Below are 17,416 nucleotides of genomic sequence, written 5' to 3' on the forward strand. Positions count from 1 at the left end.
CTGTAAGTGTCCCTCAGGCCTCCGGTGCAGCGCCAGCAGATGGCGAGTTATTGCGTTGATTGGCTTCCAGTTCGGCGAGCGCGCGCCGCAGCGCCTCGGCCTCGTCGGCGCCGACACGTTCCACGAAGTGCACCAGCGCGGCCTGCCTGCCCCCGGAATCTTCGGCCTGGGCCAGCGCGTCGACCATGAGTCCGGCGACCAGCTCGTCGCGACCGTGCACCGGCGCGTATCGGTGCGCCCGGTCGTCCCGGATCTGGGAGACCAGGTTCTTCTTGGCCAGCCGTTGCAGCACCGTCATGATCGTGGTGTAGGCGAGATCGCGGTGAGCCGACAACGCCTCATGGACCTGGCGAACGGTCTGCGGCTCGGGCGTGGACCACAGGTGGTCCATGACGGCCCGTTCCAGATCCCCCAGCCGAGTCAGTTTGGCCATAGTTCGTTCATCTCCTGAGCGTCGAAACCAGCGTACTCCGGCTTACTACCGACGGTCGTACGGAAAGCTGACAAATCACTGTGTCGGCCGCCGCGCGCGCCCCCGGGGCGAACAAGAAGAACAATACCCCTTGCAAAGTTAGGGCAGCCTTGCCTATGCTGATCGAGTCGAGCGATAACGGACCGTGTGAGAGTCCTGAGGGCTGCAGTGACCCCCGGTCTACTCGATCGGCGAGCCCCGTGCCTTCAAGGCACGGGGCTCAGCCGTTTTCCGGGCCAGATCCCGCTGCGCAATCGCCTGCGGAGCCATGGTGTAGACACATGGGCGTGCCAGAGCCGCAGAACGCCATGATCCCGCCGGACTTCTCCGCACCCTTCGACTGCGAGATCGGGCTGCAATTCACCGAACTGAGCCCCGACGGGGCGCGCGCCCAGCTCGAGGTCACCCCCAAGCTGTTGCAGCCGATGGGTTTGGTGCACGGCGGCGTTTACTGCTCGATGATCGAAAGCATGGCGAGCGTGGCCGCCTACACGTGGCTGGCCACCCGCGGCGGCGGAAATGTGGTGGGTGTCAACAACAACACCGACTTTTTGCGCTCGATCGGCTCGGGCATGGTGTACGGCACCGTCGAGCCGATCCACCGCGGACGCAGCCAGCAGTTGTGGTTGGTCACCATCACCGACGACGAGGACCGCGTCGTCGCCCGCGGTCAGGTGCGACTGCAGAACCTCGAGATCCGCTGAACCGGCGAGCCGTGCCCGGCGGTCACTGAATTGCGTTGTCGGACAGGCTAACTGGCGCGTCTGGCCGCAGGCCGGTTGGCCTCGGCGGCGACCACCGCCAGCTGTTCGAGCCGGGTGCGGGCGAACGCCTGCTGCTCGGTGATGGTGAGCTGACCGCGCCGGGTGCTCAGGAACGTCACCGTCCAGGACAGCAGCGTGCTGATCTTGGTCTTGAACCCGACCAGGTACACCAGGTGCAGCACCAGCCACGCGAACCAGGCGAACAGGCCGCTGAACTCGACCGGGCCGATCTTGGCGACCGCGGAGAACCGCGACACCGTGGCCATGGAGCCCTTGTCGAAGTACTGGAAGGGCTCCCGGTCGGCGGGGTTGGCGCCACCGAGCTCGGCCTTGATGATGCTGGCGACGTACTTGGCGCCCTGAATGGCGCCCTGCGCCACACCCGGCACGCCCTCGACGGCGGCCAGGTCGCCGATCACGAACACGTTCGGGTGGCCGGGGACCGACAGGTCGGGCAGCACCTTGACGCGCCCGGCCCGGTCCAGTTCGACCGACGACTGATCGGCGAGGTCGCGGCCCAGCGGGCTGGCGGACACGCCGGCGGACCACACCTTGCACGCCGATTCGATGCGCCGCACGGTGCCGTCGGAGTCCTTGACGGTGATGCCGTTGCGGTCGACGTCGGTGACCATTGCTCCGAGCTGGATCTCCACGCCCATCTTTTCCAGCCGGTCGGCCGCGCGCTTACCCAGCTTCTCGCCGAAGGGCGGCAGCACGGCCGGCGCGGCGTCAAGCAGGATCACCCGCGCCTTCGTCGAGTCGATGTGCCGGAAGGAGCCCCGCAACGTGTCCTTCGCCAATTCCGCTATCTGCCCGGCCATTTCGACGCCGGTGGGCCCGGCCCCGATCACCGTGAACGTCAGCAGCTTGGCCCGTCGCTCCGGATCACGAGAGCGCTCGGCCTGTTCGAACGCGCTCAGGATCCGGCCGCGCACCTCCAGGGCGTCGTCGATCGATTTCATGCCCGGGGCGAACTCGGCGAAATGGTCGTTGCCGAAATAGGACTGGCCGGCGCCCGCGGCGATGATCAGGCTGTCGTAGGGGGTTTCGTAGCTGTGCCCGAGCAGGTCGGACACCACGAACTTGCCCTCGAGATCGATGTGGGTGACGTCGCCGAGCAGCACCTGGACGTTGCGCTGCCTGCGCAGCACGACCCGGGTGGGCGGTGCGATGTCGCCCTCGGACACGATGCCGGTCGCCACCTGGTACAGCAGCGGCTGGAAGAGGTGGTGGGTGGTCCGGGCGATCAGCTTGATGTCGACGTTGGCGTGCTTGAGTTTCTTCGCCGCGTTCAGCCCGCCGAAACCGGAGCCGATGATGACGACCTGGTGACGACGCTCCGGTCCATCTGTCGTTCCTGGCTGGGGGCTCATGTTTCCGCTGCTCCTGACGAGGGCTTCTGGACGCGCGACTGCAGTCAGACACCACGCTAGTCAGGCGGATACCCCCAAACCTAGCTGGCAACATGTGTAATCAAACACATCGTCTGTATCACTGCTGGTCGCCCACAGTGATACTCGTCATGCCGCGTGGGCCAGCGCGCTGAGCTGGCCAAAGACCTACAGGCCGACGATCGGACGCAGCGCGGCGCCGGCCGCCTCGATGACGCCGGGCGTGTAGAAGGGCAGGTTGATGATGACGCCGTCGATGCCCGCGTCGATCACCTTGGACTTGATCTGATCGGCGACCGAGTCCGGCGTCCCGACCACCATGCGTTGCGTCATCTCGGCGGGAATCTGGTCGAGGCTCGCGTTGTCGTCGATCAGCACCGTGGGTCAGCGTGCTGGTCTCCAAAGTGGCGGGGTCGCGGTCCACTTCCTCGCAGGACCGGCGCACGGCGTCCAGCTTGCGCGGCAACTCGTCGAACCCCGCGATCACGTTGAGGTGGTCGAAATGCCGGGCGGCGAGCGGGATGGTCTTCTTCTCGCCGCTGCCGCCGATCATCAACGGAATGTGTTCGCGGAAACGGGGATTGGCGAACGCCTCGCTGGTTTGGTACCACTTGCCCGAGACGGTGGCCCGCTCGCCGGAGATCATCGGCAAGATGATCTCCAGGGCCTCGTCGAGCCGGTTGAACCTGTCGGTGAAGGTGCCGAATTCGAAGCCCAATTGCTCGTGCTCGAGCTGGAACCATCCCGTGCCGATGCCCAGAATCGCCCGTCCCTGACTCACCACGTCCAGCGTGGTGATGATCTTCGCGAGCAGGCTCGGGTGTCGATACGTGTTGCCGGTCACCAGCGTGCCCAGCTGCACCCGCTCGGTGGCGGTGGCCAGCGCCCCGAGGGCAGTGTAGGCCTCCAGCATCGGCTGATCGGGGGAGCCCAGCATCGGCAGCTGGTAGAAGTGGTCCATCACGAAAACCGAGTCGAATCCGGCGGATTCGGCTTCGCGGGCCTGGGCGATGACGGTGGGGAAGAGTTGGTCAACCCCGGTGCCGTAGGAAAAGTTGGGAATCTGCAGACCGAGTCGAATTGCCACGAGAATTACCGTAGCGACCGGCCCGGCCCGAAAGAAGGACGCGCGTTACGCCTCAGGCGAAACGGGCCAGCGCCCCGTGGCTGACGTGCAGCGTCTGTCCCGTGATGTGGCGAGCCGCCGACGTGGTCAAGAACAGCGCCAACCGGGCGGTCTCGGTGGCCACCGGCGCCGGCGTGCGCGACAGCCCGTCGTAGCCGGCCTCGGCGCTGCGTCCACTCGCCACCACGTTGACGGTGATGCCGCGGGTGCCGAAGACACCCGCCTGGCCCGCGGCCCAGTTCGACAGCGCGGCTTTGATCGCGGCATCGGCGCTGCCGGCCGGCGGGTTCTCGGGCACCACGCTGATGATGGAGCCACCCGAGCGCAGGTGATCGCCCACGGCCTGCACGGTCAACACCGCCGAAAGCACCGTCGCGTCAAGGGCATTGCGCCACGCGCCGGCGGTATCGGCGATCGAATAGGTGCGCGGGTCGCCGGCCTCCCACGTGGGCGCGGGCACGTGGACGATGGTGTCCAGGTGATGCGGGAACAGGGGACGGGCCTCTTCGAGGCTGGCCGGGTCGGTGGTGTCGCAGACGATCGCCTCGACTTCCAGCTCTTTGGCCGCGATCTCCACGTCGCTCTTGCGCGCGCCCACCAGGGTCACCTTGTGGCCGTCATTGCGGAAGCCCTCGGCTACCGTGCGCCCCAGCTCCGTGTCTCCGCCGGTAACCAGCACCTCCACTGCCATGACCTCCTCGTGTGCACGCGCGTTATGGCATCGATCCCCCGATATGTTACTGGACAGTAGCTAGCCGGCGAAACTTTCGCCGGTGCGACGCGCGGATCAGTTGCGTAACTATTCGGCGGTCACTTTCTTGCGGCGATTCAGCCGCCGGGCGGACCGCATTATCGGCGGGCTAGGGTTCACCCATGCGTCGGATCGGGATGCAGGCCGCGGTGGTTTCGACGGTGCTGGCAGCGGGGCTGGCCGGATGCGGTTCGACGTCGCCGTCTGCGCAGCCCTCGCAGACCTCCGGCAAGGTGGTGGTGTTCGCCGCGGCCTCGCTCAAGCCGGCGTTCACCCAGCTCGCCCAGCAGTTCAAGACCCAGAATCCGGGTGTCGGCGTCGACTTCGAGTTCGCCGGCTCGTCCGATCTGGCGACCCAGCTGACGCAGGGCGCGACGGCCGACGTGTTCGCCTCGGCCGACACCGCGCAGATGGATACGGTCAGCAAGGCCGGCTTGCTGAGCGGCGACCCGACGAACTTCGCATCGAACACGCTGGTCATCGTGACCGCGCCGGGCAACCCGAAGCGCATCGGCTCCTTCGCCGATCTGGCCGGACCCGGCCTCACCGTGGTGACCTGCCAGCAGCCGGTGCCGTGCGGGGCGGCCACCCGGCGCGTCGAAGACAGCACCGGCGTGCGCCTCAACCCGATCAGCGAGGAACCCAGCGTGACCGATGCGCTCAACAAGGTCACCAGCGGCCAGGCCGACGCCGCGCTGGTCTATGTCACCGACGCCAAGAACGCCGGCGGCAAGGTCGCGACCGTGGCGTTCCCGGAGGCCGCCCGTGCGGTGAACGTCTATCCCATCGGCGTGCTGAAGAAGGCACCGCTCGCCACGCAGGCGCACAAGTTCGTCGACCTGGTGACCTCGCCGACCGGGCAGCAGGTCCTGGCCGAGGCCGGCTTCGCGAAACCCTGAGCGCCGCCCATGCACCGGCCGACGGATCTGCCCCGCTGGGTCTACCTCCCCGCCGCGGCGGGAGCCGTCTTCGTGGTGCTGCCGCTGCTGGCCATCGCGGTCAAGGTCGACTGGCCGCATTTCTGGTCGCTGATCACCAGCTCGTCGTCGCGCACGGCGCTGTTGCTGAGCCTGAAGACCGCCGCCGCCAGCACGCTGCTGTGCGTGATGTTCGGGGTGCCGCTGGCGCTGGTGCTGGCGCGCAGCACGGCGCGGGTGGTCCGCGTGCTCCGGCCGCTGATCCTGCTGCCCCTGGTGCTGCCGCCCGTGGTGGGTGGCATCGCGCTGCTGTACGCGTTCGGCCGGCTCGGACTGCTCGGCCGGTATCTGGAGGCCGCCGGCATCGGCATCGCGTTCAGCACCACCGCCGTGGTGCTGGCGCAGACCTTCGTCTCGCTGCCGTTCCTGGTGATCTCCCTCGAGGGCGCCGCGCGCACCGCGGGCGCCGATTTCGAGCTGGTGGCCGCGACGCTGGGGGCGCGCCCGAGCGCCGTCTGGTGGCGGGTCACCTTGCCGCTGCTGTTGCCGGGGGTGGTCTCCGGGGCGGTGCTGGCCTTCGCCCGCTCGCTGGGGGAGTTCGGCGCGACGCTGACGTTCGCCGGATCCCGCCAGGGGGTGACCCGCACGCTGCCGCTGGAGATCTACCTGCAGCGGGTGACCGACGCCAATGCCGCTGTGGCGCTGTCGATCCTGCTGGTGGTCGTGGCGGCCCTGGTGGTGCTGGGCCTAGGCAGCCGCCGGCTGACCGGGACTGACACCGGGCAATCATGAGCGAATTGCAGCTGCGCGCGGTCGTCGCGGACCGCGGGGTGGACGTAGAGTTCTCGGTGTCCGCCGGTGAGGTGCTCGCCGTGCTCGGCCCCAACGGCGCGGGCAAATCGACCGTGCTGCATGTCATCGCCGGGCTGCTTCGGCCCGACCACGGGGTGGTGCGGCTGGGGGATCGGGTCCTGACGGACACCGCGGCCGGGACAAGCGTGGCGACGCACGATCGCCGGGTCGGTCTGCTGCTGCAGGACGCACTCCTGTTCCCGCACCTGAGCGTCGCCGCCAACGTCGCGTTCGGGCCGCACAGCCGCCGGGCGAGGTTTCGCGGCGCCCGCGCCGCCGAGACTGAGACGGCAATGCGCTGGCTGCGCGAGGTGGACGCGCAGGGCCTGGCCGACCGAAAGCCGCGGCAGCTGTCCGGCGGGCAGGCTCAGCGGGTCGCGATCGCCCGGGCGCTGGCCGCCGAACCCGACGTGTTGCTGCTCGATGAACCGCTGGCCGGCCTCGACGTCGCCGCGGCCGCCGCGATCCGGGCGGTGCTGCGCCGGGTGATCACCCGCATCGGCTGCGCGGCGGTCCTGGTCACCCATGACCTGTTGGACGTGTTCACCCTGGCCGATCGCGTCCTGGTGCTGGAGGCGGGCAAGATCGCCGAAATCGGTCCGGTCCCAGCCGTTCTCACCTCACCGCGCAGTCATTTCGCGGCCCGGATCGCCGGCATCAACCTGGTGAATGGAACCGTTGGCGGTGACGGCTCGCTGCGCGCGGACTCCGGCGACCGCTGGTATGCGGCCCCCGCGCAGGGCGGTGAAGGCTTTTCGCCGCAACAGCGCGCGATCGCGGTGTTTCCACCGACGGCGGTGGCCGTCTACCGCGACCGGCCGCACGGTAGCCCCCGCAACACCGTCGAGGTCACGGTCGCGGAAATGGATGTCCGCGGCCCCGCGGTGCTGGTGCGCGGTACGCAGCAACCCGACGGCGCCCCGGGCCTGGCCGCGGAGATCACCGTCGACGCCGCTTCGGAACTGCAGTTGGTGCCCGGCGACCGAGTGTGGTTCTCGGTCAAGGCCCATGAAGTGGCGCTGCATCCCGCCGCCCGGTGATCCGGCCGCCGAGGAGCCGCGCCGTCCGAACAAGGTTGCACATTGGCAACATCGGTAAATCGGCACCGCATTCGTCGCAATGCATCCTTGCGTCACAGCGGTAACACGGTAGGTTCGTCGCCATGGAGCAGGTGGATCCGACCTCGACCCGTCGCAAAGGACTGTGGACGACCCTGGCGATCACCACGGTGACCGGCGCCAGCGCAGTCGCCATCGCGTTGCCGGCAACCTCGAACGCCGATCCCGAGGTGCCGACCCCGGTCCCGCCGACCACGGCCACGGCCCCGCCCGGCGCGCCGGCGACCACGGTGCCCCCGGCCGCCCAGGCGCCGAACGGGCAACCGGCGCCCGGTGATCCCAACGCCGCCCCGCCGCCGCCGGCCAACCCGAACGGCGCCCCGCCGCCACCCGTCGACCCGAACGCGCCGCCGCCACCGCCGGCCGACCCGAACGCCGGGCGGATCACCAACGCGGTCGGGGGATTCAGCTACGTCCTGCCCGCCGGTTGGGTGGAGTCGGACGCGTCGCACCTCGACTACGGCTCGGCGCTGCTGAGCAAGGTCACCGGCCCACCGCCGATGCCTGACCAGCCGCCGGCCGTCGCCAACGACACCCGCATCGTGATGGGCCGCCTGGACCAAAAGCTCTACGCCAGTGCGGAAGCCAACGACGCCAAGGCCGCCGTGCGGCTGGGGTCGGACATGGGCGAGTTCTTCATGCCCTACCCCGGCACCCGGATCAACCAGGACGCCACCCCGCTCAACGGGAGCAACGGCAGCACCGGCAGCGCGTCGTATTACGAAGTCAAGTTCAGCGACGCGTCCAAGCCCAACGGCCAGATCTGGACGGGCGTCATCGGTGCGGCCAACGGCGGCACCGCCCAACGCTGGTTTGTGGTGTGGCTCGGAACCTCGAATGACCCGGTGGATCGGGGCGCGGCGAAGGCGCTCACCGAGTCGATCCAGGCCTGGACGCCGCCGGCGGCACCACCCGCCGTTCCGGGGGCCCCCGGTGCGCCCGCGCCGGCACCAGGAGCAGCGGTACCCGCGGCACCGGCCGCCCCGGGTGCGCCCGCACCGGCTCCCGCGGCTCCCGCGGCGCCGGGAGCACCCGCGCAGGCGCCGGGCGGGGCGCCCGCCTCCGAGGTGAGCCCCACCCCTACACCGACACCGCAGCAGACCCTGTCGGCCTGACCGCGCCGTCGATCGATTCGGCCGCAACGGAAAACCGACTGGTCAACCGTCTCCGATTCGGCACTCATTTTGTGACCCAAACTGGGTATACCGAGATGACGCCCAGCAAATAGCTGGGCTTTGTCAGCGATTGCAAGGAGACTTTCATGACTGTCATGGCAGCTACCGAATTTCTTGCCCGCTCCAGCACTTTGACCAGCGTCGGCTGGATCGGCTACATCATCATCGGCGGTCTGGCCGGAGCGCTCGCCAGCAGGATCATCAGGGGCAGCGGAGCCGGCATCCTGATGGACATCGTCATCGGCATTGTCGGCGCCCTGATCGGCGGTTTCATCCTGAGCTTCTTCGTCAACACCGCCGGCGGCGGCATCATCTTCACCTTCTTCACCGCACTGCTCGGCGCCCTGTTGCTGCTCTGGGTCGTCGGGATGGTGCGCAGGACGTAACCGGCTTAACCCGTTGCGGCCGTGGTGGTTAGCGGCATGATGGATTAATGCCTCCGTCGGTGACCACCACGGCAATGCGGGCCTGGCGCGTGCGCCGCCCCGGGCCGATGAACACCGGCCCGCTGGAGCAGGTCACCACCGAGGTACCGCGACCGGGGCCCGCCGAACTGCTGGTGGCCGTCCACGCGTGCGGGGTGTGCCGCACCGACCTGCATGTCACCGAAGGCGACCTGCCCGTGCATCGCGAGCGGGTCACGCCCGGCCATGAGGTGGTCGGTGAGGTCATCGACATGGGCGCTGAGGCCGGCGGAGAATTCCGGGTGGGGGACCGGGTGGGCATCGCCTGGCTGCGCCACACCTGCGGCGTATGCAAGTACTGTCGTCGCGGCGACGAAAACCTGTGCCCCCAGTCCCGCTACACCGGTTGGGACGCCGACGGCGGCTACGCCGAGTTCGCCACGGTCCCCGCCGCTTTCGCGCACCCACTGCCCGTCGGCTACAGCGACAGCGAGCTGGCGCCGCTGCTGTGCGCGGGCATCATCGGTTACCGCTCGCTAGTGCGCGCCGAGCTGCCGCCCGGTGGGCGCCTGGGGCTCTACGGTTTCGGCGGGAGCGCGCACATCACCGCGCAGGTCGCGTTGGCGCAAGGCGCCGAGGTGCACGTGATGACCCGCGGATCCCAGGCGCAGGAACTGGCGTTGAAGCTCGGCGCCGCGTCGGCTCAGGGCGCGGCCGATCCACCACCCGTGCCGCTGGACGCCGCGATTCTGTTTGCGCCAGTGGGGGATCTGGTGCTGCCCGCGCTCGAGGCGCTGGACCGCGGCGGCACCCTGGCCATCGCCGGGATCCACCTGTCCGACATCCCGACCCTGAACTACCAACGGCACCTGTTCCAGGAACGCCAGGTCCGATCGGTCACCTCCAACACCCGGGCCGACGCGCGGGCCTTCCTCGACTTCGCGGGAAAGCACCACATCGAGGTGACGACGCCGGAATATCCGCTGGCACAGGCCGATCGGGCTCTGGCGGATCTGAGCGCGGGCCGCATCGCCGGGGCGGCGGTGCTGCTGGTGTGAACCGGCTCAGGTGGACAGGTGCCACACCAGCGCGGCGGCCAGCGCGCCAAGCCCATTCAACGACCAGTGCAACGCGATCGGCGCGATGAGGCTGCCGCTGCGCCGGCGCAGCCAGCTGAACACGAAGCCGGCGGCGCCGGTGGCCAGCACCGCGCCGGTCACCCCCGCGGCCATGCCCACGATCCCGCCGCCGAACAGCCGGGTGAACCCGACGTTGCTGCTGGTCAGCCCGAATGACGTCGCGACGTGCCACAGCCCGAACAACAGCGAGCCGGCCAGCGCGACGCCGCGAAAGCCCCAGGCGCGGTTGAGCGTTCCGTGCAGCACCCCCCGGAAGGCCAGCTCCTCGGGGATCACGGTCTGCAGCGGGATGATGACCATCGAGGCGATCATCGCCCCGGAGATCGTGGCGTAGCGGTTGTTCATGAACATCGGCCGGGTCGCCGGCAGCAGGACACCCACCGCGATCACCGCGGCCACGACGGCCACGGCGGCCACGGCGTAACCCAGGCCGGGCTTCCAGTGCTCGCGGCCCAGACCCAGGTCTGCCCAGCCCAGGCCGCGCCACCGCATCAGGATCACCAGGCCGACGGCTGCGGCGGGGACGGTCGCGATGCTCGCCCAGGGCGTGGTGAAGTGCGCGACCAGGTTGGTCAGCACCAGCACCACCACGACGACGGCGATGTCGAGGTGGATCCGGAATCTGTGCGGGGCCGAGAGCGGGGACACCAGGGGGTCGATGGCGGCTGTCCCGGTGGCGTCACGCATCCGGCCAGTTTACCGGCCGCCGAGGCCCCGACAGTTCGACGAGATTGCCATCACGGTTGTGTCGGCGCCCTGAGCACCGCCATCACGGCAATCTCGGCGTCAGATCACTCAGCCGTCCAGGTCCAGCCTGCGATCTTCGGGTCGTCCTCGCCGTGCTCACGGGTGTACATCCGCGCGGCGAGGCGCGCGTCGACCATGCGCTGCCGCAACATCGCGGCGCGACTGGCCAGGCCGTCCACCCGGTCGATGACGTCGATCACGAGGTGGAAACGGTCCAGATCGTTGAGCATCACCATGTCGAAGGGCGTGGTCGTGGTGCCCCGCTCCTTGAAGCCGCGCACGTGCAGGTGGGCGTGGTTGGTGCGGCTGTAGGTCAGCCGGTGGATCAGCCAGGGATAGCCGTGGTAGGCGAAGATCACCGGCTTGTCGCGGGTGAACAGGGCGTCGAACTCGCGGTCCGGCAGGCCATGCGGGTGTTCGGAGTCCGGCTGCAGCCGCATCAGGTCGACGATGTTGATCACCCGCACACCCAGGTCGGGCAGCTCGCGGCGCAGGATGTCGGCCGCCGCCAGCGTCTCCAGTGTGGGGACGTCGCCGGCGCAGGCCAGCACCACGTCGGGCGCGTCGGTGGCCGTGCTCGCCCAGTCCCAGATGCCCAGGCCGCGGGTGCAGTGCGCGATGGCGTCGTCCATGCCGAGGTAGGCCAGCGCGGGCTGCTTGCCCGCCACGATCACGTTGATGTAGTCGCGGCTGCGCAGGCAGTGATCGGCCACCGACAGCAGCGTGTTGCCGTCCGGCGGCAGATAGACGCGGGTCAGCTCGGGCCGCTTGTTGGCGACGAGGTCGATGAACCCCGGGTCCTGGTGGGATGCGCCGTTGTGGTCCTGGCGCCACACGTGCGAGCTCAGCAGGTAGTTCAGCGACGCGATCGGGCGGCGCCACGGCAATTCCCGGCTGGTCGCAAGCCATTTCGCGTGTTGATTCATCATCGAGTCGACGATGTGCACGAACGCCTCGTAGCAGTTGAACAGCCCGTGCCGTCCGGTCAGCAGGTAGCCCTCCAGCCAGCCCTGGCACAGGTGCTCGGAGAGCACCTCCATCACGCGGCCGTCGGGCGCGAGGTGCTCGTCGTCGGGCTCGACCTCCGAGAGCCACACCTTGTCGGTCGATCCGTACACGGCGTCGAGCCGATTGGAGGCCGTCTCGTCAGGCCCCATCAGCCGGAACCGATCCTCGTTGCGGGCGATCACGTCGCGCAGGAATCCGCCCAGCACCCGGGTGGCCTCGTGCGTGGCGGTCGCCGGGCGCTCGACGGCCACGGCGTAGCCGCGAAAGTCCGGGAGGTCCAGGTCGTGCAGCAGCAGGCCGCCGTTGGCGTGCGGGTTGGCGCTCATCCGCCGATCGCCGGTGGGCGCCAAGGCCCGCAATTCGTGACGCAGCCTGCCGTTGTCGTCGAAAAGCTGCTCGGGCGCGTAGCTGCGCAGCCACTCCTCGAGTTGGGCGCGGTGTTCGGGGTTGTCGTGCGTCTCGGACAGCGGCACCTGATGCGAGCGCCAGGTGCCCTCCACCTTCTTGCCGTCCACCACCTTGGGCCCGGTCCAGCCCTTGGGCGTGCGCAGCACGATCATCGGCCATACCGGTCGCTCCGCCTCACCGCCGCCGCGCGCCGCGCTCTGGATGGCCGCGATGTCGTCGAACGCGTCGTCGAGCGCGGCGGCCAGTTGCTGGTGTACGTCGGCCGGGTCGTCACCGGCGACCGTGATCGGCCGGTAGCCGTAACCGCGTAACAGCGATTCCAGCTCGTCGTGCGGGATGCGGGCCAGCACCGTCGGGTTCGCGATCTTGTAGCCGTTGAGCGCCAGGATGGGCAGCACCGCGCCGTCGGTGACCGGGTTGAGGAACTTGTTGGAGTGCCAGCTGGCGGCCAGCGGCCCGGTTTCGGCCTCGCCGTCGCCCACGACGCAGGCCACCACCAGGTACGGATTGTCCAGGGCCGCGCCGTAGGCGTGCACCAGCGCGTAGCCCAGCTCGCCGCCCTCGTGGATGGAGCCCGGCGTCTGGGCGGCGACGTGGCTGGGGATGCCGCCGGGAAAGGAGAACTGCCGAAACAACTTCCGCAGCCCCTCGGCGTCCTCCTCGATGCCGGTGTACACCTCGCTGTAGGTGCCCTCCAGGTAGGCGTTGGCGACCAGCCCGGGGCCGCCGTGGCCCGGGCCGGTCACGTAGATGACGTCGGCGTCGCGGTTGCGGATGATCCGGTTCAAGTGCGCGTAGACCAGGTTGAGCCCGGGCGTGGTGCCCCAGTGCCCCAGCAGGCGCGGTTTGACGTGGTCGGTGGACAGCGGCTCGGTGAGCAGCGGGTTGTCGAGGAGATAGATCTGGCCGACCGACAGATAGTTGGCGGCACGCCAGTACTTGTCGATCAGAGCTAGTTCGTCGTCGGAGAGCGGAGAGTGCGCGGGCGCGGAGGTTCGGGTTTCTAGGCTCACTCGGCCGATTGTCCGCGCCTTCGGCGAACAATGCTCGTGCGCGGCTAGTCCTCGCCGCGGGCGCGGGCCTCGTAGGCCTGCCGCTTGGCCACGTCGACGTCGTCGGTGAAGACGTGATCGCCGCCGAGCATCCGGTTGAGTCCCTCGGCGATTCGGCGGGGCCAGAACTTCTGGGACACCACCATCGCCCCCGCCGCCTTGGTGATCCGCACCCGGGGCTTGGGGTGGGCCACCAGGCTGACGATCGCGTCGGCGATCTCGGCGGGCTCGGCGTTGCGGAAGCCCTTCATGCCGGGCGTCCCGGCGACCAACTCGGTGTTGACGAACGTCGGCAACACCGCGGAGAACTTCACCCCGGCCGACCGGTACTCCAGCCGGGCCGAATCGGTGAACGCGACCACCGCGTGCTTGCTGGCGCAGTAGGTGGCCAGGCCGACGATGTAGAGCTCGCCGGCCAGCGAGGCGACGTTGATGACGTGCCCCGTGCCGCGCGGGACCATGCGCTGGGCGGCCAGCTTGCTGCCCAGCATCACGCCGTAGACGTTGATGTCCAGGATCCGGCGGGTGACCGCGTCGGGCTCGTCGATGATCCGGCCGACGGGCATGATGCCGGCGTTGTTGATCAGCACGTCGATCGGGCCGAGCTGCCGCTCGACCTCGTCCAGGAAACCGGCGAACGAGTGCGGGTCGGTGACGTCGAGCTTGCCGTAGACGTCCAGCCCCAGGTCGGCGCCCGACTCCTTCACCCGAACCTCGTCGACGTCGCCGATGGCGACCTTGGCGCCCAGGTTGTGCAGCGCGGTCGCGGTGGCCAGCCCGATTCCCCGGGCGCCGCCGGTGATCACGATGACCTTGCCTTTTAGCCGGCCGCTACCCTTCAGGCCAATCGAAGCCGCGTCCGCCATGCCGGTCCCCTCCCTGTTCTTGACGGGTGTCAACTTAGTCGATGGGCTAAGCACAGCACTCGACGCCGCCCCGCGCAACAACCCGGTGGCTGGGGCCCGGTCGCCGGTGCCGGGCGGTTCAGCGCAGCGCGAACCAGACCAGGCTGACCCCACCGGCCAGGGCGCAGTAGATCGCGAACGGCGTCAGGGTCCGGGTTTCGAAGTACCGCGTCAGGAAGCGCACCGCGAGGTACGCGCAGACGAAGGAGGCGACGCTGCCGGCCGCCACCTGCCCGCCGATCCCGGCGCCCAGGGGCCCGAAGAGTTCCGGGATCTTGTACACCCCCGCGGCCAGGATGATCGGGGTGGCGAGCAGGAAGGAGAACCGCGCGGCGTCCTCGTGCGACAAGCCCCGCCACAGGCCGGCCACGATGGTGATCCCCGATCGGCTGATGCCGGGGAACAGCGCCAGGATCTGCGCCGCACCGATCACCACGCCGCGAAGCAGGGGGAGTTGGGCGAGCCGGCGGTCCGAGGCCTCGTCGCCGTGTTCGGGCTCCGCGCCGGTTGCCGCGGCCCGGTCCGGGACGGGCGCGACGCGCCGGCGCAGCACTTCGCCGGCGTAGAGCGCGATCCCGTTGAGCAACAGGAAAGCCGCCGCGGGGACCGGCTTGCCCAGCGTGGTGCGGAACAGCTGTTCCAGGGCCAGCCCGGCCAGACCCACCGGGATGGTGCCCCCCACCAGCAGCCAGGCCAGCCGCTCGTCGGGCGTCTGGATGCGGCGATGACGCAGCGAGGTGAAGAACCCGGTCAGGACGCGCACCCAGTCGCGCCAGAAGAACAGCAGCAGCGCGGCGGCGGTGGCCACGTGCAGACCCACGATGAACGCGAGGTAGGGCGATTTGGGGGCCGAGACGCTGAGGTCCTGGGCCCATCGCCCGCCGACCAGCGCGGGCACCAGCACCGCGTGCCCCAGGCTGGAGACCGGGAACAGCTCGGTGACGCCCTGGAAGGCGCCGACCACCACGGCCTCCACGTAGCTCAGATGCGCGGTCATAGGGGATGCCTCCATGGGGCGACGGGTAGGGGCCGGGCGGATCGGCCTGTGACGATAGCCGACGCGGCACCGGCATGGGTCTTCGACCGAGCGTTGCGCCCACCGATCAACGGTGCGCCGAATCAGCTTGCCCACCCGGCACTTTGGCCGCCGCCGCGGCCGCTCGGCGTCGGCAACGCCCGACGGGCAGCGGCCTGACCAGGCAGGTACGGTGTCCAGATGGCTGACGGGCTGCTCGATGCCGTGCGCGTCCTCGACTTGTCGAGCGGCGTCGCCGACGCGGTCACCCGCCTGTTCGCCGACCTGGGTGCCGACGTGCTCAAGGTGGAGCCGCCGGGCGGTTCCCTGGGCCGCGACGCGATGCCCACGCTGCGCGGCGCCAGCATCCCGTTCGCCGTGCACAACGCCAACAAGCGCAGCGCGGTGCTCGACCCGTTCGATGACGAGGACTGCGCCCGCTTCCTGGACCTGGCCGCCGAGGCCGACATCCTGGTGGACACCGGCGCCGACGAGCGCGGGGCCATGTTCGGGACGTCGGGCGAGGAGCTGGCGGCCCGCTACCCGCACCTGGTGGTGCTGTCGATCACCGACTTCGGGGCGACGGGCTCGCGGTCGTCCTGGCGCGCCACCGATCCCGTGCTGTACGCGATGTGCGGCGCGCTGTCACGGTCCGGCCCCACCACCGGCACGCCCGTGTTACCGCCGGACGGTATCGCTTCGGCGACCGCCGCCGTCCAGGCGGCGTGGGCCGCGCTCGCGGCATACTACAACCGATTACGGTGTGGCACAGGGGATTACATCGACTTCTCGTGGTTCGACGCCGTCGTGATGGCCCTCGATCCCGCGTTCGGCGCGCACGGACAGGCCGCCGCCGGCGTCCGCCGCAGCGGGCGGTGGCGGGGCCGGCCGAAGAACCAGGACGCCTACCCGATCTATCCGTGCCAGGACGGTTACGTCCGGCTGTGCGTGATGGCGCCGCGCCAGTGGCGCGGCCTGCGGAGCTGGCTGGGGGAACCGGAGCGGTTCCAGGACCCGAAATTCGACGCGATCGGCGAGCGGTTCGCGGCCTGGCCGCAGATCAGCGAGCTGATCCGGGAGCTATTCGCCGGGCAGACCATGAAGGACCTGGTGGCCGCCGGGCAGGCGCACGGGGTGCCGATCGCCGCGGTGCTGACGCCCGCACGGATCCTGGGATCCGAGCACTTCCAGGCGGTGGGCGCCATCACCGAGGCCGAACTGGTCCCCGGCGTGCGCACCAGCGTGCCGACCGGCTACTTCGTGGTCGACGGCCGGCGCGCGGGTTTTCGGACACCGGTCTCCGCCGCCGGCGGCGACGACCCCTATTGGCGCGGCAATCCGTCGGTGGTCCCGTCCTCGTCGGGCCGGCTGGGCGACTATCCCTTTGCCGGGCTGCGGATTCTGGATCTGGGCATCATCGTCGCCGGCGGCGAGTTGAGCCGGCTGTTCGGCGACCTGGGCGCCGACGTCATCAAAGTCGAAAGTGCCGATTATCCGGATGGATTGCGGCAGGCCCGGATCGGCGACGCGATGAGCGAGTCGTTCGCCTGGACGCACCGCAACAACCGGGCCTTGGGACTGGATCTGCGCAGCGCCGAGGGCAAGAAGATCTTCGGCCGCCTGGTGGCCGAGGCCGACGCGGTCTTCGCCAACTTCAAGCCGGGAACCCTTGCCGCACTGGGATTTTCCTATGACGAGCTGCGCGCCATCAACTCGCGCATAGTGCTGGCCGAAAGCAGCGCCTTCGGCGGCTCGGGACCGTGGAGCGCGCGGCTGGGTTATGGCCCACTGGTCCGCGCCGCCACCGGCGTTACCCGGCTGTGGACCTCGGACGACGCGAACGACGAAGCCGAGGGGGGCCGCCACGGGTTCTACGACGCGACGACGGTCTTCCCCGACCACGTGGTGGGCCGGGTCACCGCGATCGGCGCGCTGGCCGCGCTGATCCACCGCGACCGGACCGGCCGTGGCGCCCACGTCCACATCTCGCAGGCCGAAGTCGTGGTCAACCAGCTCGACACGCTGTATGTGACCGAGGCGGCGCTGGCCGCGGGCGTCGCGCAGATCCGCGAGGACACCGCCCTGCACGCGGTCTACCCCTGCGCGGGCGACGACGAATGGTGCGTCATCTCGATCCGGTCGGACGACGAATGGCGGCGAGCCACTTCGGTT

The 17,416-nt window shown here is 69.5% G+C and carries 15 protein-coding genes and 1 pseudogene; 8 read left to right on the forward strand and 8 right to left on the reverse strand.

Annotation, left to right across the window (positions count from 1 at the left end):
* Nucleotides 1-13: 13 nt before the first annotated feature.
* Nucleotides 14-433: a BlaI/MecI/CopY family transcriptional regulator gene (locus AC5Y5B_RS23185; protein ID WP_112633444.1), complete on the reverse strand. Its 420-nt coding sequence runs from the start codon at nucleotides 431-433 to the stop codon at nucleotides 14-16.
* Between the two features lie 347 nt (nucleotides 434-780).
* Between AC5Y5B_RS23185 and AC5Y5B_RS23190 the strand changes: the two genes are divergently transcribed.
* On the forward strand, nucleotides 781-1,176 hold the full coding sequence (locus AC5Y5B_RS23190) for a PaaI family thioesterase (RefSeq protein ID WP_500006921.1): 396 nt from the start codon (nucleotides 781-783) through the stop codon (nucleotides 1,174-1,176).
* 47 nt (nucleotides 1,177-1,223) lie between these two features.
* Here the strand turns inward: AC5Y5B_RS23190 and AC5Y5B_RS23195 are convergent, their stop codons facing one another.
* From AC5Y5B_RS23195 to AC5Y5B_RS23205, 3 genes and pseudogenes are all read right to left on the reverse strand, one after another.
* Nucleotides 1,224-2,609 carry an NAD(P)/FAD-dependent oxidoreductase gene (locus tag AC5Y5B_RS23195; protein WP_500006889.1) on the reverse strand — a complete coding sequence of 462 codons (1,386 nt, stop codon included), beginning with the start codon at nucleotides 2,607-2,609 and terminating at the stop codon, nucleotides 1,224-1,226.
* Nucleotides 2,610-2,795: 186 nt separating this feature from the next.
* A pseudogene (locus AC5Y5B_RS23200) lies at nucleotides 2,796-3,714 on the reverse strand (LLM class F420-dependent oxidoreductase).
* Between the two features lie 52 nt (nucleotides 3,715-3,766).
* Nucleotides 3,767-4,444, reverse strand: coding sequence for an SDR family oxidoreductase (locus AC5Y5B_RS23205; protein ID WP_500006891.1), 678 nt, complete (start codon nucleotides 4,442-4,444; stop codon nucleotides 3,767-3,769).
* A gap of 182 nt (nucleotides 4,445-4,626) precedes the next feature.
* Here AC5Y5B_RS23205 and modA point away from each other — a divergent pair, with 182 nt between their 5' ends.
* The 6 genes from modA (at nucleotide 4,627) to AC5Y5B_RS23235 (ending at nucleotide 10,028) form a co-directional block, all read left to right on the forward strand.
* A complete protein-coding gene (gene modA / locus AC5Y5B_RS23210; RefSeq protein WP_500006894.1) occupies nucleotides 4,627-5,403 on the forward strand; it encodes a molybdate ABC transporter substrate-binding protein in 777 nt (258 codons plus the stop codon).
* A 9-nt stretch (nucleotides 5,404-5,412) separates the two neighbouring features.
* The gene (locus tag AC5Y5B_RS23215; protein WP_112633449.1) at nucleotides 5,413-6,213 is read left to right on the forward strand and encodes an ABC transporter permease; all 801 of its coding nucleotides are present in this window, start codon (nucleotides 5,413-5,415) and stop codon (nucleotides 6,211-6,213) included.
* Entirely contained in the window at nucleotides 6,210-7,313 is a 1,104-nt protein-coding gene (locus tag AC5Y5B_RS23220) for a sulfate/molybdate ABC transporter ATP-binding protein (protein WP_112633450.1), read from the forward strand. The genes AC5Y5B_RS23215 and AC5Y5B_RS23220 overlap by 4 nt, the downstream gene beginning before the upstream one ends.
* A gap of 122 nt (nucleotides 7,314-7,435) precedes the next feature.
* A complete protein-coding gene (locus tag AC5Y5B_RS23225; RefSeq protein ID WP_500006897.1) occupies nucleotides 7,436-8,506 on the forward strand; it encodes an alanine and proline-rich secreted protein Apa in 1,071 nt (356 codons plus the stop codon).
* A gap of 146 nt (nucleotides 8,507-8,652) precedes the next feature.
* Nucleotides 8,653-8,952 carry a GlsB/YeaQ/YmgE family stress response membrane protein gene (locus AC5Y5B_RS23230; RefSeq protein ID WP_112633456.1) on the forward strand — a complete coding sequence of 100 codons (300 nt, stop codon included), beginning with the start codon at nucleotides 8,653-8,655 and terminating at the stop codon, nucleotides 8,950-8,952.
* A gap of 47 nt (nucleotides 8,953-8,999) precedes the next feature.
* Nucleotides 9,000-10,028, forward strand: coding sequence for a zinc-binding alcohol dehydrogenase family protein (locus tag AC5Y5B_RS23235; protein ID WP_500006903.1), 1,029 nt, complete (start codon nucleotides 9,000-9,002; stop codon nucleotides 10,026-10,028).
* Nucleotides 10,029-10,034: 6 nt separating this feature from the next.
* Here AC5Y5B_RS23235 and AC5Y5B_RS23240 read toward each other — a convergent pair whose 3' ends face one another.
* The 4 genes from AC5Y5B_RS23240 to AC5Y5B_RS23255 all read right to left on the reverse strand — a co-directional run bounded on the left by AC5Y5B_RS23240 (nucleotide 10,035) and on the right by AC5Y5B_RS23255 (nucleotide 15,226).
* On the reverse strand, nucleotides 10,035-10,796 hold the full coding sequence (locus tag AC5Y5B_RS23240) for a CPBP family intramembrane glutamic endopeptidase (RefSeq protein ID WP_500006906.1): 762 nt from the start codon (nucleotides 10,794-10,796) through the stop codon (nucleotides 10,035-10,037).
* Nucleotides 10,797-10,900: 104 nt separating this feature from the next.
* Nucleotides 10,901-13,285: a phosphoketolase family protein gene (locus AC5Y5B_RS23245; RefSeq protein WP_112633459.1), complete on the reverse strand. Its 2,385-nt coding sequence runs from the start codon at nucleotides 13,283-13,285 to the stop codon at nucleotides 10,901-10,903.
* A gap of 44 nt (nucleotides 13,286-13,329) precedes the next feature.
* Entirely contained in the window at nucleotides 13,330-14,190 is an 861-nt protein-coding gene (locus tag AC5Y5B_RS23250; RefSeq protein ID WP_112633460.1) for an SDR family oxidoreductase, read from the reverse strand.
* 118 nt (nucleotides 14,191-14,308) lie between these two features.
* Nucleotides 14,309-15,226, reverse strand: coding sequence for an undecaprenyl-diphosphate phosphatase (locus tag AC5Y5B_RS23255; RefSeq protein WP_112633461.1), 918 nt, complete (start codon nucleotides 15,224-15,226; stop codon nucleotides 14,309-14,311).
* A 219-nt stretch (nucleotides 15,227-15,445) separates the two neighbouring features.
* On the opposite strand from AC5Y5B_RS23255, the gene AC5Y5B_RS23260 reads away from it, so the two are divergent.
* The coding region (locus AC5Y5B_RS23260) for a CoA transferase (RefSeq protein WP_500006914.1) at nucleotides 15,446-17,416 on the forward strand (1,971 nt) is incomplete at its 3' end.

It is taken from the genome of Mycobacterium sp. NGS33 (genome assembly GCF_059812885.1).

Coding starts and splice junctions, on each gene's coding strand:
- AC5Y5B_RS23225 (WP_500006897.1), top strand. CDS start 7,436: ATGGAGCAGGTGGATCCGACCTCGACCCGTCGCAAAGGACTGTGGACG.
- AC5Y5B_RS23240 (WP_500006906.1), bottom strand. CDS start 10,796: ATGCGTGACGCCACCGGGACAGCCGCCATCGACCCCCTGGTGTCCCCG.
- AC5Y5B_RS23255 (WP_112633461.1), bottom strand. CDS start 15,226: ATGACCGCGCATCTGAGCTACGTGGAGGCCGTGGTGGTCGGCGCCTTC.
- AC5Y5B_RS23220 (WP_112633450.1), top strand. CDS start 6,210: ATGAGCGAATTGCAGCTGCGCGCGGTCGTCGCGGACCGCGGGGTGGAC.
- modA (WP_500006894.1), top strand. CDS start 4,627: ATGCGTCGGATCGGGATGCAGGCCGCGGTGGTTTCGACGGTGCTGGCA.
- AC5Y5B_RS23190 (WP_500006921.1), top strand. CDS start 781: ATGATCCCGCCGGACTTCTCCGCACCCTTCGACTGCGAGATCGGGCTG.
- AC5Y5B_RS23250 (WP_112633460.1), bottom strand. CDS start 14,190: ATGGCGGACGCGGCTTCGATTGGCCTGAAGGGTAGCGGCCGGCTAAAA.
- AC5Y5B_RS23215 (WP_112633449.1), top strand. CDS start 5,413: ATGCACCGGCCGACGGATCTGCCCCGCTGGGTCTACCTCCCCGCCGCG.
- AC5Y5B_RS23235 (WP_500006903.1), top strand. CDS start 9,000: ATGCCTCCGTCGGTGACCACCACGGCAATGCGGGCCTGGCGCGTGCGC.
- AC5Y5B_RS23195 (WP_500006889.1), bottom strand. CDS start 2,609: ATGAGCCCCCAGCCAGGAACGACAGATGGACCGGAGCGTCGTCACCAG.
- AC5Y5B_RS23205 (WP_500006891.1), bottom strand. CDS start 4,444: ATGGCAGTGGAGGTGCTGGTTACCGGCGGAGACACGGAGCTGGGGCGC.
- AC5Y5B_RS23230 (WP_112633456.1), top strand. CDS start 8,653: ATGACTGTCATGGCAGCTACCGAATTTCTTGCCCGCTCCAGCACTTTG.
- AC5Y5B_RS23185 (WP_112633444.1), bottom strand. CDS start 433: ATGGCCAAACTGACTCGGCTGGGGGATCTGGAACGGGCCGTCATGGAC.